Source organism: Enterocloster lavalensis (genome assembly GCF_046603895.1).
Taxonomy (GTDB): Bacteria; Bacillota; Clostridia; order Lachnospirales; family Lachnospiraceae; genus Enterocloster; species Enterocloster lavalensis.
In genome coordinates, this window is record NZ_CP176637.1 from 6,155,662 (window position 1) to 6,171,332 (window position 15,671).

At 56.9% G+C, this 15,671-nt stretch carries 17 protein-coding genes; 14 read left to right on the forward strand and 3 right to left on the reverse strand.

The window, feature by feature from the left end:
- The first annotated feature begins 221 nt into the window (after positions 1–221).
- Positions 222–737, forward strand: coding sequence for a nitroreductase family protein (locus ACK2JC_RS27650; protein ID WP_092360770.1), 516 nt, complete (start codon positions 222–224; stop codon positions 735–737).
- Positions 738–836: 99 nt separating this feature from the next.
- On the opposite strand, the gene ACK2JC_RS27655 is transcribed toward ACK2JC_RS27650, so the two are convergent.
- The gene (locus ACK2JC_RS27655) at positions 837–1,040 is read right to left on the reverse strand and encodes an alpha/beta-type small acid-soluble spore protein (RefSeq protein WP_024734761.1); all 204 of its coding nucleotides are present in this window, start codon (positions 1,038–1,040) and stop codon (positions 837–839) included.
- Between the two features lie 303 nt (positions 1,041–1,343).
- On the opposite strand from ACK2JC_RS27655, the gene rsmD reads away from it, so the two are divergent.
- The 3 genes from rsmD to ACK2JC_RS27670 all read left to right on the forward strand — a co-directional run bounded on the left by rsmD (position 1,344) and on the right by ACK2JC_RS27670 (position 3,149).
- Positions 1,344–1,934, forward strand: coding sequence for a 16S rRNA (guanine(966)-N(2))-methyltransferase RsmD (gene rsmD / locus ACK2JC_RS27660; protein WP_227167639.1), 591 nt, complete (start codon positions 1,344–1,346; stop codon positions 1,932–1,934).
- Entirely contained in the window at positions 1,927–2,412 is a 486-nt protein-coding gene (gene coaD, locus ACK2JC_RS27665) for a pantetheine-phosphate adenylyltransferase (RefSeq protein ID WP_092360768.1), read from the forward strand. The genes rsmD and coaD overlap by 8 nt, the downstream gene beginning before the upstream one ends.
- 104 nt (positions 2,413–2,516) lie before the next feature.
- Positions 2,517–3,149, forward strand: a complete 633-nt coding sequence (locus ACK2JC_RS27670) for a vacuolar family H+-ATPase subunit H (protein WP_092360767.1) — start codon at positions 2,517–2,519, stop codon at positions 3,147–3,149.
- 7 nt (positions 3,150–3,156) lie between these two features.
- On the opposite strand, the gene ACK2JC_RS27675 is transcribed toward ACK2JC_RS27670, so the two are convergent.
- Positions 3,157–4,101, reverse strand: a complete 945-nt coding sequence (locus tag ACK2JC_RS27675; RefSeq protein WP_368271816.1) for a nucleoside recognition protein — start codon at positions 4,099–4,101, stop codon at positions 3,157–3,159.
- A 51-nt stretch (positions 4,102–4,152) separates the two neighbouring features.
- On the opposite strand from ACK2JC_RS27675, the gene ACK2JC_RS27680 reads away from it, so the two are divergent.
- On the forward strand, positions 4,153–5,022 hold the full coding sequence (locus tag ACK2JC_RS27680; RefSeq protein ID WP_107434745.1) for a M23 family metallopeptidase: 870 nt from the start codon (positions 4,153–4,155) through the stop codon (positions 5,020–5,022).
- Positions 5,023–5,041: 19 nt separating this feature from the next.
- Here the strand turns inward: ACK2JC_RS27680 and ACK2JC_RS27685 are convergent, their stop codons facing one another.
- The gene (locus ACK2JC_RS27685; protein WP_368271818.1) at positions 5,042–5,932 is read right to left on the reverse strand and encodes a DUF368 domain-containing protein; all 891 of its coding nucleotides are present in this window, start codon (positions 5,930–5,932) and stop codon (positions 5,042–5,044) included.
- 281 nt (positions 5,933–6,213) lie between these two features.
- Here ACK2JC_RS27685 and ACK2JC_RS27690 point away from each other — a divergent pair, with 281 nt between their 5' ends.
- The 9 genes from ACK2JC_RS27690 to hisZ all read left to right on the forward strand — a co-directional run bounded on the left by ACK2JC_RS27690 (position 6,214) and on the right by hisZ (position 15,651).
- Positions 6,214–7,740 (forward strand): RsmF rRNA methyltransferase first C-terminal domain-containing protein, encoded by a 1,527-nt coding sequence (locus ACK2JC_RS27690; protein ID WP_368271820.1) that lies wholly within the window; start codon positions 6,214–6,216, stop codon positions 7,738–7,740.
- Between the two features lie 31 nt (positions 7,741–7,771).
- Positions 7,772–8,515 (forward strand): pseudouridine synthase, encoded by a 744-nt coding sequence (locus ACK2JC_RS27695; protein WP_368271822.1) that lies wholly within the window; start codon positions 7,772–7,774, stop codon positions 8,513–8,515.
- Between the two features lie 60 nt (positions 8,516–8,575).
- The gene (locus ACK2JC_RS27700) at positions 8,576–9,241 is read left to right on the forward strand and encodes an HAD family hydrolase (protein WP_227167450.1); all 666 of its coding nucleotides are present in this window, start codon (positions 8,576–8,578) and stop codon (positions 9,239–9,241) included.
- A 13-nt stretch (positions 9,242–9,254) separates the two neighbouring features.
- On the forward strand, positions 9,255–10,013 hold the full coding sequence (locus tag ACK2JC_RS27705) for an SDR family NAD(P)-dependent oxidoreductase (protein ID WP_320937043.1): 759 nt from the start codon (positions 9,255–9,257) through the stop codon (positions 10,011–10,013).
- Positions 10,014–10,035: 22 nt separating this feature from the next.
- On the forward strand, positions 10,036–11,022 hold the full coding sequence (locus ACK2JC_RS27710; protein ID WP_320937044.1) for an RluA family pseudouridine synthase: 987 nt from the start codon (positions 10,036–10,038) through the stop codon (positions 11,020–11,022).
- Positions 11,023–11,149: 127 nt separating this feature from the next.
- Complete coding sequence (gene trpS / locus ACK2JC_RS27715) at positions 11,150–12,241, forward strand: tryptophan--tRNA ligase (protein WP_092360976.1); 1,092 nt, start codon at positions 11,150–11,152, stop codon at positions 12,239–12,241.
- 195 nt (positions 12,242–12,436) lie between these two features.
- Positions 12,437–13,243, forward strand: coding sequence for a MerR family transcriptional regulator (locus tag ACK2JC_RS27720; protein ID WP_320937045.1), 807 nt, complete (start codon positions 12,437–12,439; stop codon positions 13,241–13,243).
- Between the two features lie 488 nt (positions 13,244–13,731).
- Positions 13,732–14,289, forward strand: coding sequence for a Holliday junction resolvase RecU (locus ACK2JC_RS27725; protein WP_024734750.1), 558 nt, complete (start codon positions 13,732–13,734; stop codon positions 14,287–14,289).
- Positions 14,290–14,385: 96 nt separating this feature from the next.
- Complete coding sequence (gene hisZ / locus ACK2JC_RS27730; protein WP_320937046.1) at positions 14,386–15,651, forward strand: ATP phosphoribosyltransferase regulatory subunit; 1,266 nt, start codon at positions 14,386–14,388, stop codon at positions 15,649–15,651.
- Positions 15,652–15,671: the final 20 nt, after the last annotated feature.

Genomic DNA, 15,671 nt, shown 5'->3' on the forward strand with positions numbered 1-15,671 from the left:
ACCGGGCGGTTTGTGGTTCGGGAAAACTTGCGGCGAGCTGCCTGGAAGGACTTCCGGGAACATGCCGCACATGGTATAATAAGGATACGGTGCCTTTATCGCCAACCTGCGGTTGACTACAAAACATAATAATGGAAAAAGCTGCAGGTCCGCCGTCAACCTGCGGCCTGTGGCAGGATACAATAAAGGGTAAAGGCAGTTAAAGGAAAGGAGTATTTCATATGAATCAGACACTTGAGACAATACTTACCAGAAGAAGCACGCGCAAATTTTTGTGCAAACCCATTCCCGAGGAGGAGATGGAGCTGATCGTCCAGGCGGCTCTCCACGCGCCCAGCGCCAAGGGATTGCAGACCTGGCAGTTCACGGTGGTGAGAAACCGGGAGAAGATTCAGAAGCTGGCCACGGCCATCCGTGAGGTGCTGGACCGGAAGGGCTACAATATGTATGAGCCCGAGGCTCTTGTCATCCCCTCGAACCTGAAGGAAAGTCCCTACGGCAGGGAGGACGACGCCTGCGCCATGGAGAACATGTTCCTGGCCGCCCATTCTTTAGGCATCGGCTCCGTGTGGATCAACCAGCTTCAGGACGTCTGCGACGTTCCGGCCATCCGGCAGGTTCTGGATGAGCTTGGCATTCCGGCGGACCACGTGGTCTACGGCATGGCGGCGCTGGGATATCCGGACGATGTGAAGGCGGATAAGGCCAGAACCGGCAAAGTGGTGTATGTGGACTGATCCCATTGGAATATAGGATAAAAAACTCCCCGGGCCGAATTGCTTCAGTCCGGGGAGCTCTCATTCAATTACATTTTTTCTTCCGAAAAGGGCGTGATCTTATTTGCCAGCCAGCTGACGCTCGTAGGACTCGATCATCTTCTTAACCATATAACCGCCTACGGAACCATTCTGAGCGGAAGTCAGGTTGCCGTTGTAACCGTTGGTTAACGGTACGCCGATCTCATTTGCAACTTCCATCTTGAATTTGTCCATTGCCTCTCTTGCTTCAGGTACGTTTGTTCTGTTAGAATTGTTAGACATTGTAACATTCCTCCTTTAATCGTTTTGTCATGCTGTTTTATAAGTGGTGCATGACTTTGTTTTGTGTTACAATCCTATTATGTGTTCATGCGGGAATAATACACTAGAAGGTTTTTCGTTTTCTGTTAAAAAATGGGAGGAATGTAAACCCTGCATTCAGCGGCATTTCCGGCATCTAATTATAGAAAGAAAGGGTGTTTTTTTGCCCGGAACGCAAAAAAACCCCTTGTATAACTGGGATTTTCATATTATACTTGTTGGGAAAACAAATTTGGCGGGATTGAATACCGATCCCTTTTTATCATACGAAATCATTCAGGAGTCAAAATGAGAGTAATCGCAGGCAGCGCCAGAAGGCTGCTTTTAAAGACCGTGGACGGACTCGACACCCGTCCGACCACAGACCGGATCAAGGAAACGCTGTTTAACATGCTGCAGCCGTCCATTCCGGACTGTATGTTTCTCGATCTGTTTTCCGGCAGCGGGGCCATCGGCATCGAAGCCTTAAGCCGCGGAGCCAGCCTGGCCGTCCTGGTGGAGAACAATCCCAAAGCCGTGGAGTGCATCCGGGAGAATTTAAGCAGAACCAAGCTGGAGGACCGGGCCGTGGTGATGGGAAACGATGTGATTTCCAGCCTCCGCAAGCTGGAGGGAAAGAACTACGTGTTCGATATCATCTTTATGGATCCGCCCTACAACAAGGGCTGGGAACAGCAGGTTTTAACCTATCTGTCCGGCTCGCCCATGGCGGATGAAAACACAACCATCGTTATTGAGGCGGCAAAGGAGACGGATTTTGGGTGGCTTACGGCCGCCGGATACGATCTGATCAGGAGTAAAGAGTACAAGACCAACAAGCATGTCTTTGTTGCAAAGGGAGAAAAACATGAATAAAGCCATATACCCCGGAAGCTTTGATCCGGTGACCCTGGGTCATCTGGATATCATCGAGCGCACCTCCAAGATGTTCGACCGGGTCATCATCGGAGTTTTGAATAATAAATCAAAGTCTCCGTTGTTTTCTGTGGAAGAACGTGTTAATATGTTAAAAGAAGTGACCGCCAACCTGCCCAACGTGGAGGTTCAGTCCTTCGAGGGATTACTGATTGATTTTGTCCGCAAGAACGACGCGCGGGTGATCGTGCGTGGCCTGCGGGCGATTACGGATTTTGAATATGAGTTGCAGATGGCCCAGACCAACCGGGTGATTGCCCCGGAGGTGGACACCATCTTCCTGACCACCAATTTGAGATATTCCTACTTGAGTTCCAGCATCGTCAAAGAGATCGCCGAGTTCGACGGTGAGATCAGCGCGTTCCTGCATCCGGCTGTGGCAGAGAAAGTGCGGGAAAAGCTGACCGCCAGGCGATGAGCCGCGACGGCGCTGCACAAAAGATGAATTTGTTGTAAGCGGACTGTAGCTGTGAGGCATCGGGCAGCTATGAGCGATTTTGGAAAATGAGGAGATAGGTTAAGATGATGAGCAGAATTGAACAGTTGATCAGTGAAATTGAAGAATACATAGACACCTGCAAATATCAGGCGTTATCCAATACAAAGATCATCGTGAACAAGGAGGAGCTGGAGGAGCTCTTGGTTGAGCTGCGTCTGCGCATCCCCGATGAGATCAAAAAGTACCAGAAGATCATCAGCCAGCAGGACACCATTCTCGGGGAGGCCCAGGCCCAGGCGGACGCCATGATGGAGGAGGCCAAAAAGCAGGCGGATTCCCTGGTGGCCCGGGCGGACGAACAGACCAGCGAGATGGTCAACGAGCACGAGATCATGCAGCGGGCCTACGCCCACGCCAACGAGGTGGTGGAGCAGGCCAACATGCAGGCCCAGGCCATTGTGGACCAGGCGTTAAACGATGCCAACACCATCCGCCAGGGGTCCATCCAGTACACGGACGACATGCTGCGCAGCCTTCAGACCATTATCAACCACACCATGGAGGGGGCAAAGGGGCGTTTCGACGGATTCATGAGCTCCATGCAGTCCAGCTACGACATCGTTTCCACCAACCGCAACGAGCTGTCTGGCGGCCTGGTTCAGCAGGAGGAGCCGGAGGAGCAGGAGCTTCCTGTGGAGGACGGCCCCCAGCGTTAGAGTGCTGTCAGCCGCAGATGAGAAGCAGGCTTTGCAGCCCAAGTAACAGTATACAGGTGATGAGACTGTGGAGCGCTTTCCACAGTATATAATGCCGGATGGAGAGTCCGGCATTTTTTAGTACGCTTTTTGTCTGGAAAATGCCGGAGAAACCGCCGAAGGCCGTGGCCGCTGCGATCAGAACCGCGGCCGGGAAGCCGGGAACGCTGGCCGCGATGGCCTGGATGCCGGTGGTGATCTCCACGGCCCCCAAAAGCGCCGGGCGCATGAGGGGCAGCTCAAAGGGCAGGTTTGCCAGGTACATGGCCAGGATGGAGAACAGCATGATGTAGCCGCCGATCTTCACCATGGTCTCAAAACAGCCCATCATGTGTACGTCAAATGAGAAGGGCGCGGCGGATGTTCCGGCTGCGGCCGGGGTGGGATCCTCCTCGCCGTGATAGCCGTAGATACGCCGTGCCAGCCGGGCGACGGGAATCACGGGCAGGTACAGGGCCAGGGCGACGGCCCAGAGGGGACAGCCGGAGCCGCCCTGGACCAGGGCCAGGCGGTCCGCCACGTAGCCCAGCACGAACATGGGGCTGGGATGGTTGACGATGGCCAGGAGATAGCGGGCCTGGGCCGGCGAGATGCGCCTGCTGTCTAAAAATTCGCTGTCGGTTTTGGCACCCATGGGATAACCGCAGAGAAGGCCGCTCATGAGCACGAAGCAGCCGTTTGGGGAGAGCTTCAGCAGTCCGCTGAAAAAAGGGGCGAAGGGCCTGGTGAGGAGGCCCACGCCGTCCAGGGCCACGATCACGCCGGAGCAGATCATGAAGGGCAGCAGGGTGGGCAGCACCACGGTTGCCCAGAGCACGAGCCCGTCCCGGGCGCCGGTGAATGCCAGGGCGGGGCGGGCTAGAAGCAGTATGAGGCAGAGGACGGGCAGCAGCCGTCCGATGGATTTTTTCATAGACACCTGAATACAATGGTTTATACAATATATTGTAGAGGCGGTGCCTGTATGATTTTGTTTCTCATTTTACTGCTCGCCGTGTTTCAGTGCACCATCACCCAGTACCTGGTGGAGAACCCGGATTATTACCAGCTGGGGGCTTATACCTGCGAGACTGAGGATTTCCGCTCCATGCGCCTGGGACAGCTGATCGCCGGGGAGAAGGAGCTGGATTTTGATATGCTCACCGCGCTGATGATCCAGAACGACTACGATTTGCGGGAGCTGAAATCCACGGACTACAGCTCCCGCCTGCTGCAGGCCAGACGGCCCGCGGACTACCGGAAGCTCAAACAGGCCTACGAGACGGTGTTGGGAGATTTACAGTATTTCCCAGTCCCCCGAAGCGGCGACCCTTCGGTGCCGGACGTGCAGTTTGAGGACGGCTGGATGGACAAACGGACCTATAAGAGCGGGACCGGGCAAAGCGGTTCGGGCGGCGCAGACGGGACCGGGGCGGCGGACGGACGGGAGAACAAGGGCCGGGGCCACGAGGGCTGCGACATTATGGGGGCGAAGGAGCCAAGGGGATTTTATCCCGTGGTCAGCATGAGCGACGGGGTGGTGGAGAAGGTGGGATGGCTGGAACTCGGCGGCTGGCGGCTGGGAATCCGCTCGCCCAGGGGCGCTTATCTGTATTACGCCCATCTGTACGGCTACAGCCGGGACTGGAAGGAAGGGGATGTGGTGAAGGCGGGGGAACTGCTGGGGTATATGGGAGATACCGGATACAGCAAAGTGGAGGGGACGACCGGGAATTTCGACGTCCACCTCCACGTGGGAATTTACTTTAAGACGGACCATTTCGACGAGCTGAGCGTGGATCCGTACTGGATTTTAAAATATCTGGAAAAATACCGCTTTACATACCGCTATTGAGCGCTGCCTGCCCGGGAACTCAGTGGGAGCGCTCTCCCATGAGAAATGTGATCACCGCTCCGGCGACGGCCGCTCCAACGCCCAGAATCACGGTCAGGGGCGTCAGGCTGCCGAGCTGGGCGAACAGCCCGGTGTTGTAGAAGATCGCAAAGGGCGAGGCCGCGATCAGGCCCAGGATGGCGCAGTAGGTGTGGATGGCGTAGCGCTTAAAAAGGAAGGTGATCAGCTTGGCGATGAGAAAGATCCCAAGCAGCACGCCAAAGCCAAAGGGGGTCAGCAGGAGCACGCCGTGGAGTACGCCCGGCATGTCCAGGACCTTTAGGGCGTCCAGGAAATTTTTGATGGTTTCGATGATGCCGTAGTAGTAGCCAAGAATCATCATCACCAGGGAGCCGCTGACCCCGGGCACCACCATGGTGGCGGAGGCGATCACGCCCACCAGAAACAGGGAGATCAACGTTCCAGGGGTGGGGGAAAATATCTTTAACACTTCCTCGCCGGAGCTCAACATGGGCAGGAAGGCCGCCAGCGCAAACAGCGCGAGAAAGGCAATAATTCCGCCGAAGCCGATGGAACGGCGGCGGTGGCGCAGTTCCCGGCGCAGGGTGCCCACCAGCACGGGGACGCCGCCCAGAATCAGTCCTACAAAGGCCATGCAGGTCACAAAGGTGTGTTTGCTGAGCAGGTACTCGATGGCGTAGGTGAAGCCCACGATGCCGATTCCACAGCCCAGGATGATGGGCAGCAGGGTGAGAAGGCTTTTCTTCCAGTTGGAGAGCAGGCTTGAGACCGCCCCGATCAGCTTATCGTAGATTCCCAGGGAGACCGCCATGGTCCCTCCGCTGACGCCGGGGATGATGTTGGCGATGCCGATGAAAATCCCCTTGATCATATCCATAACAAATGTCATAATGTCCATTCCTCTTTTCTACTATATTGCGGCAGAGTCTGCAAGGTTTATTATAGGAGAGCGGGACATGCCTGTCAAGAAAACTTTCATCGTGGTAATTTTGGGCGTTTTTGAAAAAATATCTGTAATTTTTGGCGGAAGTATGCTAAACTGAACCGAACGTTAAATACCCTGCGGGCCTTTGCGGGGCCGGGTCTGACCGGCCTGTTGCACGCCGCCGGGGAATTGATATGGTACTGCCGGACGGTACGGACCGGCTGGGGAAAGGAACATTCAGAACCATGAGATCAGAACTGCTGCCGGCAGCCTTCGCGGATTCCATGCGGGCGCTGCTGGGCGACGAGGAATATACATCTTATATCAGGAGCTTTGGGGAGGACTGGAAGCCGGGGCTGCGGGCCAACGGGCTGAAAATCCGGCCGGAGCAGTTAAAGGCTATGCTTCCCTGGCAGCTGGAGCCGGTGCCCTGGGTGGAAACGGGATTCTACTATGACGCAGATCAGGCCAGGCCCTCCAGGCATCCGGCCTACTATGCGGGCCTCTACTATCTCCAGGAGCCCAGCGCCATGACGCCCGGGGAGCTGCTGCCCGTGAAGCCGGGGGACCGGGTGCTGGACCTGTGCGCAGCTCCGGGGGGCAAGAGTACCCAGCTGGGAGCCAGACTTTTGGGGGAAGGACTGCTGGTGTCCAACGATATCAGCAATTCCCGGGCCAGGGCGCTGCTTAAGAATCTGGAGCTGGCCGGGATCCCCAATATCTGCGTGACCAGCGAGAGCCCGGAACGGCTCTCACAGGTGTTTCCGCTGTTTTTTGACAAGATTCTGGTGGACGCGCCTTGCTCCGGCGAGGGGATGTTCCGCCGGGACGGCGAGATGGTGAAGGACTGGGCTCTAAAAGGACCGGCTTACTATGCGCCCCTGCAGCGGGAGATTTTAGCCGCCGCCGTGACCATGCTGCGGCCCGGGGGAACTATTCTGTACTCCACCTGCACCTTCTCGCGGGAGGAGGACGAGGGAACCGTGGAGTACGTGTTGAGCCGCTTCCCGGACCTGGAGCTTAAGCCCCTTGATACTAGGCTGGTGCCCGGGGCCTGCGGGGGGATCGGGCTGGACGGCTGCATGAGGCTGTTTCCACATAGAATCAAGGGGGAAGGGCATTTTCTTGCGCTGTTGCGGAAGAAGAGCAGTGGAGAAAGCGGGACAGCCGGGGATGGCGGCCTGGAGGCGGGCAGCGCGGGCAAGGTTGCCGGGGACAACGTCCGGACGGGAACCGAGGACCTTCGCGGGCGCCGCAGGGAGAAGGCGGAAGCGCGGGAGACGGCGAAGGGCAGAGGCGCGGTCCGCAATTTTCCGGGGCAGGCAAAAAAGGGGCGGAACACTCCTGCGGCGGCGTATACCGGAGAGCTGGAGGCATTTTTGGAACAGCTCTCCCTTCCGGTCCCACGGGAGCGCCTGTCGGTGCGGCCGGAGGGTGTGTACCTTCTGCCCGCCGGAATGGAACAACCGCCGTCCCTGCGTTTTCTGCGGACGGGCCTGTTGCTAGGGGAGCTGAAAAAGGGGCGGTTTGAGCCTTCCCAGGCCCTGGCAATGGTTTTGAAAAAAGAACAATATCCGGTCACGGTGGATTTTCCCATGGAGGATGAGCGGGCGGTCCGCTATCTCAAGGGGGAGACCATAGCCCTGGCCGAGGGGGAGGGACCGGTGAAGGGCTGGTGCCTGGTCTGCGCCGGCGGTTATCCGCTGGGCTGGGCCAAGGGCGCCGGTCCGGTCCTGAAAAATAAATACTATCCGGGATGGCGGTGGATGTAGAATTACCGCGCCGGGAAAGGAGCGAATTCAGATGGCGGAGCGCAAGAAGGCAATGATCCGGCTTGATAAATTTTTGACGGAAATGGGGCAGGGCACCCGCAGCCAGGTCAAGGAGATGGCCCGTAAGGGCAGAATAATGGTGAATGGTCAGGTGGCCCGCCAGGCGGATTTGAAAATCAACCCCGAGGCGGACCAAATCTGCCTGGACGGGGTGGAGGTAGCTTACGCCCGCACGGAGTATTACATGCTCAACAAACCCCAGGGAGTGGTTTCCGCCACCGAGGACGGGCGCTACCAGACCGTGACCCAGCTGATCACCGGGGCGCTGCGGGGAGACTTATTCCCGGTGGGGCGGCTGGATATCGACACCGAGGGGCTGCTGCTTCTGACCAATGACGGGGCCCTGGCCCACAATCTGCTGTCACCCAGGAAGCATGTGGACAAGGTGTATTTTGCCCGCATTGAGGGGAAGCTTCCAGGGGACGCCGTCGGGCGGGCGGCAGCCGGCCTGGTGCTGGAGGACGGCACGAAAACCCTTCCGGCCCGTCTGGAAATCCTGGAGCCCGGCCAGGTGCGCCTGACCATACGGGAGGGTAAATTCCATCAGGTCAAGCGCATGTTCGAAGCCATGGGCTGCCGCGTGACCTATCTAAAACGTTTGTCCATGGGGCCGCTGGTTCTGGACCCGGCGCTGGCTCCGGGGGAGTACCGGCCGCTTACAGAGCAGGAAATCCAGGATCTTCAGGGTTGTCAGACGGGGCAAAAGCAAGTATAACAATAGAGAGGGCGGTTTTGCCCCTGAAACAGACGGACAGAATAAAAAGGATGAGGACAAATGGGATTAAAACATAAAAAAGCGGTTATCTTTGATTTAGACGGAACTCTGGTGGACTCCATGTGGATGTGGAAGAGCATCGACGTCGAATACCTGGACCGCTACGGGTACGACTGCCCGGAGGACCTGCAGAAGTCCATCGAGGGCATGAGCTTTTCGGAGACAGCCGCCTATTTCAAGGAGCGGTTTGAGCTGCCGGATTCCCTGGAGGAAATCAAAGCGGCCTGGACGGAAATGTCCATTGAAAAATACCGGAACGAAGTGCCCTTGAAACCGGGGGTTCGGGATTTCCTGGACCGCACGGCGGGTCTGGGCATGAAGGCGGGCATCGCCACCAGCAACGGCCGGGCGATGGTGGATGCGGTGCTGGATTCCCTGGGAATCCGGCGGTATTTTCAGGTGGTGGCAACGGCCTGCGAGGTGGCGGCCGGCAAGCCTGCGCCCGATATCTATTTGAATGTGGCCGGGCGGCTGGGCGTAAGCCCGGAGGAATGTCTGGTGTTCGAGGACATTCCGGCGGGCATCCAGGCCGGAAAACGGGCAGGTATGACCGTGTTCGCGGTGGAGGACGAGTTTTCCCGGCATATGCGGGAGGAGAAGGCCGCGTTGGCGGATTATTATATCAATGATTATTATGAGATGCTGGATTATCTGAAGGAAGCATAAGGAGGCGTTTTTAATGAAGATTGCGGTGATTACGGGCGCGTCCTCAGGCATGGGGCGCGAGACGGTGCTGCAGCTGTCGGACCATTTTCCGGGCTTTGACGAGATGTGGGTCATTGCCAGGCGGGAGGAGCGGCTGAAGGAGCTTGCCGCCCAGTGCCCGGTACGGCTGAGATGTTTTGAGCTGGATTTGTCGGAGGCGGGGGATTTGGGCGTGTTGGAGTCCGCGCTGAGGGCCTGCTCGCCGGATGTGAAGTACCTGGTAAATGCAGCCGGTTTCGGCAAGATCGGCCCGGTTGGCTCCATCGCGTCCGGCGATGAGACGGGGATGGTGCGGGTAAACTGCGAGGCCCTGGTGGCCGTGACCCATCTGGTGCTGCCCTACATGACCCACAACAGCCGGATCCTCATGTTCGCCTCTGCGGCGTCTTTCTTGCCCCAGCCGGATTTCGCCGTGTACGCAGCCACCAAATCCTTTGTGCTCAGCTACTCCCGGGCATTAAACGAGGAGCTTAAAGACCGGGATATTGCGGTCACGGCGGTGTGCCCCGGGCCGGTCAGGACGGAGTTTTTCGACATTGCGGAGACCACGGGTCAGATTCCGCTTTACAAGATGCTGGTGATGGCCAATCCCCGGCATGTGGTCCGCAAGGCCATAAAGGACAGCATTGTGAAGCGGGACGTGTCGGTGTACGGCCTGACCATGAAGGTGTTTCACCTCCTGACCAAGGTTGTGCCTCACCGGCTGCTTTTGTACGTGATGAGAAAATTTTGAGAGACAGGAGATAAAAGGGCCTATGCAGACTCTGATTGTCACCCCCAACGAAGCCGGACAGCGTCTGGACAAGCTGTTGGCAAAATATATGAATCAGGCCGGAAAAGGTTTCCTGTACAAGATGATGCGCAAGAAGAACATCACTCTGAACGGAAAAAAATGCGACGGCTCGGAGCGACTGGGCGAGGGCGATGAGATCCGGCTGTTTCTGGCCGACGAGACCATCGCGAAATTCACCGACGGCGGGGCGGCCAAGCCAACTTCCGGATATTATCCAAAACCGGATATTATTTATGAGGACAGCCACATTTTGGTGGTGAACAAACCGGCCGGGCTTTTGAGCCAGAAGGCGCGGGAGGACGACACTTCCCTGAACGAGGCGATCCTGAATTACCTCATCGATTCCGGCCACATGCCGGTGGAGCAGCTGCGCACCTTCCGCCCGTCCATCTGCAACCGGCTGGACCGCAACACCAGCGGGCTGGTGGTGGCGGGGCGGTCTTTAGCCGGGCTTCAGGTCATGAACGCGGTGTTCAAGGACCGGAGCATCCACAAATACTACCAGTGTATTGTGAAGGGCAGACTGAAGGAGAAGCAGCTGATCGCCGGGTTCCTGCGCAAGGATGAGGCCACCAACACGGTGGACATCTACCCGCTAGAGGTGGAGAACAGCGTTCCCATCATGACCGAATACCTTCCGCTGGCCTGGGGCGGCGGCTTTACCCTGCTTCAGGTGACGCTGATCACCGGGCGCAGCCATCAGATCCGCGCCCATTTAGCCTCCATCGGCCACCCCATTCTGGGAGATTTCAAGTACGGGGACCGGTCCGTGAATGAGGAGATGAAAAAGCGCTACGGGTTGCGGGCCCAGCTTTTGCATTCCTGGAAGCTGGTGATGCCGGAGGATTTGGCCGCCCCGCTTGATTACCTGGCCGGGCGGGAGTTTTTCGCCCCGCTGCCTGAGAAGTTCAGCCGGGTGCTGGAGGGGGAAGGGATACATTCGTTATAACATTTCCCAGGAAATTCCACCGGTTCTTGACAGACCGGCGGTTTGCGGGTTATGATAATACAAGCTGACAAAAGGGCGTAAGCGGCAGGACCGCGGCGCCTGAGAAGATAGAGAGGGCATGATAGATATGGGAAAAATCATACTGACAGGTGACCGCCCAACGGGACGGCTTCACGTAGGACATTATGTGGGTTCTTTGAAGCGCAGAGTGGAGCTTCAGAACTCGGGAGAATTCGATGAGATTTACATCATGATCGCGGATGCGCAGGCCCTGACGGACAATGCGGACAACCCCGAGAAGGTGCGCCAGAATATCATCGAGGTGGCGCTGGATTACCTGGCCTGCGGCCTGGACCCGGAGAAATCCGTGCTGTTTATCCAGTCCCAGATTCCCGAGCTCTGTGAGATGACGTTCTACTATATGGACCTGGTGACGGTTTCACGCCTGCAGCGCAACCCTACCGTAAAGTCCGAGATTCAGATGCGCAATTTTGAGGCCAGCATCCCGGTGGGCTTCTTCACATACCCCATCAGCCAGGCGGCGGATATCACGGCTTTTAAGGCCACCACCGTGCCGGTGGGAGAGGATCAGGCGCCCATGATCGAGCAGACCCGCGAGATCGTCCATAAGTTTAACAGCGTGTACGGCGAGACTCTGGTGGAGCCGGACATCCTGCTGCCGGACAACAAGGCCTGCCTGCGCCTGCCCGGAATCGACGGCAAGGCCAAGATGAGTAAGTCCTTAGGCAACTGCATTTACCTGTCTGACACGGAGGACGAGGTGAAGAAAAAGATCATGTCCATGTTCACAGACCCCAACCACCTGCGGGTGGAGGATCCCGGGCGTGTAGAGGGCAATCCGGTGTTTATTTATCTGGATGCGTTCTGCCGCGATGAACATTTTGCCAAGTATCTGCCGGATTACCGGAATCTGGACGAGCTGAAGGCGCATTACACCAGAGGCGGTCTGGGCGATGTAAAGGTGAAGCGTTTCTTAAACAGCGTTCTCCAGGAGGAGCTGGAGCCGATCCGTCAGCGCCGCAAGGAGATCGCCAAGGATATTCCGGCGGTATACCGGATTCTCGAGGAGGGCAGCAAGAAGGCGCGGGCCAAGGCCTCCGAGACTCTGGCGGATATGAAGCGCGCTATGAAGATCAACTATTTCGAAGATATGGAGCTGATCGAGGAGCAGGCCAGGCGGTTTAACGCCGAAGCCTGAGAGGGATTGGCACAGGAGGGCGATAAGTCCGGCCGGCGAGCATGAAAATGACGCCGGCCGTTTTTTGGATGCGGTGGGGCGCGCGCCTGGCCTGTGAGCAATTTTATCAAATACCGCTTGACTCTTCCCTAAGGGCAGAGCCTATACTTTCAATAGATTCGAATCGGAAATGACTGTGACGGAGGTAAGGATACTATGTTAAGCATCGGACAGATGTCAAAGACCTGTGGGGTCAGCGTCAAGACCTTGCGACATTATGACAAAATCGGGCTGCTGCGGCCGGAACAGACGGATGTGTTCACCGGCTACCGCTACTACGATGAGTCCCAAATCGGGATTATGCTGCTGATCGCCCGCTACAAGCGGTACGGCCTTTCTCTGTCACAGATCCAGGAGCTTCTGGGGATTGAAGACCAGCACATTTTAATGAAAAAGCTGAGGCAGCAGCGCTTCCGCCTGGAGCGGGAGATGGAACATATTTCCATCACCATCCGGGAGATGGAGCAGCACCTCGGCCAGTTTGAAAGGACAGGCGATATTATGAGTTATCAGAATAATTATGAGGTTGAGATCGTTGACAGCAGGGAGCAGGTGCTTCTGACCTGCCGCGCGACCATGTCGGTGGAGGATTTTGGGCGCTATTACGGGAAAATTTATGAGAAGGTGGCCAGGGAGCATCTGGAAGTGAACGGGGTGGTGCTGGCGATCTATCACGACAAGGAGTTCGATCCGGCTTTCAGCGACATTGAGCTGGGGGTGGGAATCTGCGACCGGGATCAGGCGAACTGTGTGCTGCCGGTGCAGACCTGCGCGAAAACGACACATGTGGGACCTTATTCTGGGCTGCCGGATGCGTATGGGGCGATTGTGAGCTGGATTAACGCCAATGGGTATGAGATGAATGGGATGCCCTATGAGATTTATGTTAAGACGCAGTTTGATAAGGTGGCGGCGGAGGAGTGGGTGACGGATATTTATTTTCCGGTGAAGAGACAGGGATAAAAGGGGGGGCGGACGTGGGGGATGCATCCGTTCGTGAGCGTCAGGGGCGCGGGGCTTGAGGTTCCGGTCTCCGCGGTTTGAGGGACTAAGATCCCAGAACCCGGAAAAGCCGGGCACTGCTCCGAGCTCCGGCGCCGGCCTGATGCCGGCCCCTCCGCCTCCGCTTTCTCCGGGCGTTGAACGCCCTGCGAAATCCCGGCTTTTCCGGGTCCTGGGACCTAAGTCCCTCTAAACCGCTCCGAAGTCACCTCAATCCCCGCGCCCCTGACGCTCACCCGCTGCCTGGTTGGGGCGGCCGCTGGATTTTATGGGGAGAGAGTAGAAAAAAGATGGGTGGAGAAATGTTTTTTATGCAGACAGAGTGAAATATGGAGATCGTTGCGAGGGCGCCGGAAGGCGCCCTTTGGTGGTTGCGGGGGTTGTGATTCAGGGGGGAATCTGGTATACTGGTTTTCAGCGAATGAACGGGATGAAAGGATGATGTGGGTATGGGAACCTGGAATAGCAGGGGGTTGAGAGGATCTACGCTGGAGGATTTGATCAATCATACCAATGAGAGCTACCGGGAAAAGGGATTGGCGTTGATTCAGAAGATTCCGACGCCCATTACGCCCATTGAGATTGATAAACAGAACCGGCATATTACCCTGGCTTATTTTGATCAGAAGAGTACGGTGGATTATATTGGGGCGGTTCAGGGGATTCCGGTGTGTTTTGACGCTAAGGAGTGCGCGGCGTCTACATTTCCGTTGCAGAATATACATCCTCACCAGATGCAGTTTATGAGGGAGTTTGAGAGGCAGGGGGGGATCTCCTTTATTATTTTGTCGTATACGGCCAGGGATGAGATTTTTTATCTGCCGCTGGCGGAGGTGGAAGCGTTTTGGAAGCGGATGGAGGATGGGGGGCGTAAGAGCTTTACCTACGACGAGGTGGACAAGCGGTTCCGCGTCAGAGGGTGCCGGGATATGCTGGTCCATTATCTGGAACAGATTCAGATGGACCTGGATGGCCGGGAAGAGGCGGATGGGAGCAAAAATGATTGACAAGCGCGGGATTGTCCCCTATAATGAAACGCATACGTTATTGAATTATCACTTTACCATGTGAAAGCAGCGGGGTGAGAGAGATCGGGAGAGATTATGGCGGAGAAAAATTATTTGATTCATACACCGGAGGGTGTCCGGGACATTTATGGGGCGGAGTGCAGGCGCAAGCTGGCGGTGCAGGAGAAGATTCTGCAGGTGCTCTATTCCTACGGATACGAACATATTCAGACGCCCAGCTTTGAGTATTTTGATATTTTCAGCAAGGACCGGGGCAGCGTGGGGCAGAGGGAACTGTTCAAGTTTTTTGACCGGGACAACGAGACGCTGGTGCTGCGTCCGGATATGACCCCGGCGGTGGCGCGGTTTGTGGCAAAGTATCACTGTGACGACCCCATGCCTCTGAGGCTGTGTTATCTGGAGCGGACGTTTAAGAATAATTCCAGCTACCAGGGACGGCTTAAGGAGCGGACGGAGACCGGGGCGGAGATGATCGGGGACGACTGCGCGGACGCGGATGCGGAGATGATCGCCATGGTCATTGACAGCCTGAGGGCCGCGGGGCTGAAGGAGTTTCAGGTGGAGCTGGGCCAGGTGGAGTTTTACCGCAGCCTGGTGGACGAGGCGGGGCTGGACGAGGAGACCCAGGAGGCCTTAAACCACCTGATCGAGAACAAAAACAATTTCGGCGTGGAGGAGCTTTTGAAGGATATTCCCATGGACGAGGGCTTGAAGGAGCTGTTTTTGCGGCTTCCGGGGTTGTTCGGCTCCGTGGAGCAGATTCGCGGGGCGGCGGAGCTCACCGGCAATCCCCGGGCCTTAAATGCCATCGGGCGGCTGGAGGAGGTTCACGCCATTCTGGCGGAGCGGGGGCTGGCGGACTATGTGACCTATGACCTGGGGATGCTCAGCAATTACCGGTATTACACGGGGATCATTTTCAAGGCGTATACTTACGGGACCGGGGATTATATTGTCACAGGAGGGCGCTATGACAAGCTGCTCATGCAGTTCGGCAAGGACGCCCCTGCGGTGGGATTTGTGATCGTGGTGGACCAGCTGATGGCGGCCCTGTCCAGACAGCAGATCGACGTGCCGGTGGTACTGCCGGGCACCGTGATTTTATATGAGCAGGAGGCCAGAACCGGGGCCCTGTGGCTGGCGGAGCATTTCCGGCGGCAGAATCTGGCGGTGCAGTCCATGAAACGGAAGGCGGACCGGGCGTTGGAGGATTACCAGGATATGGTGAGGCGGCGCGGACAGCGCAATCTTTTGTACCTGGAAGGGGACGGCCGGACGGTGCGGGTCATGGACATGGTGAAGGGCAGCGAGGACATAATTCCGCTGTCGGAATATGAGTGAGGAGCAGGGGGCGGGCGCTT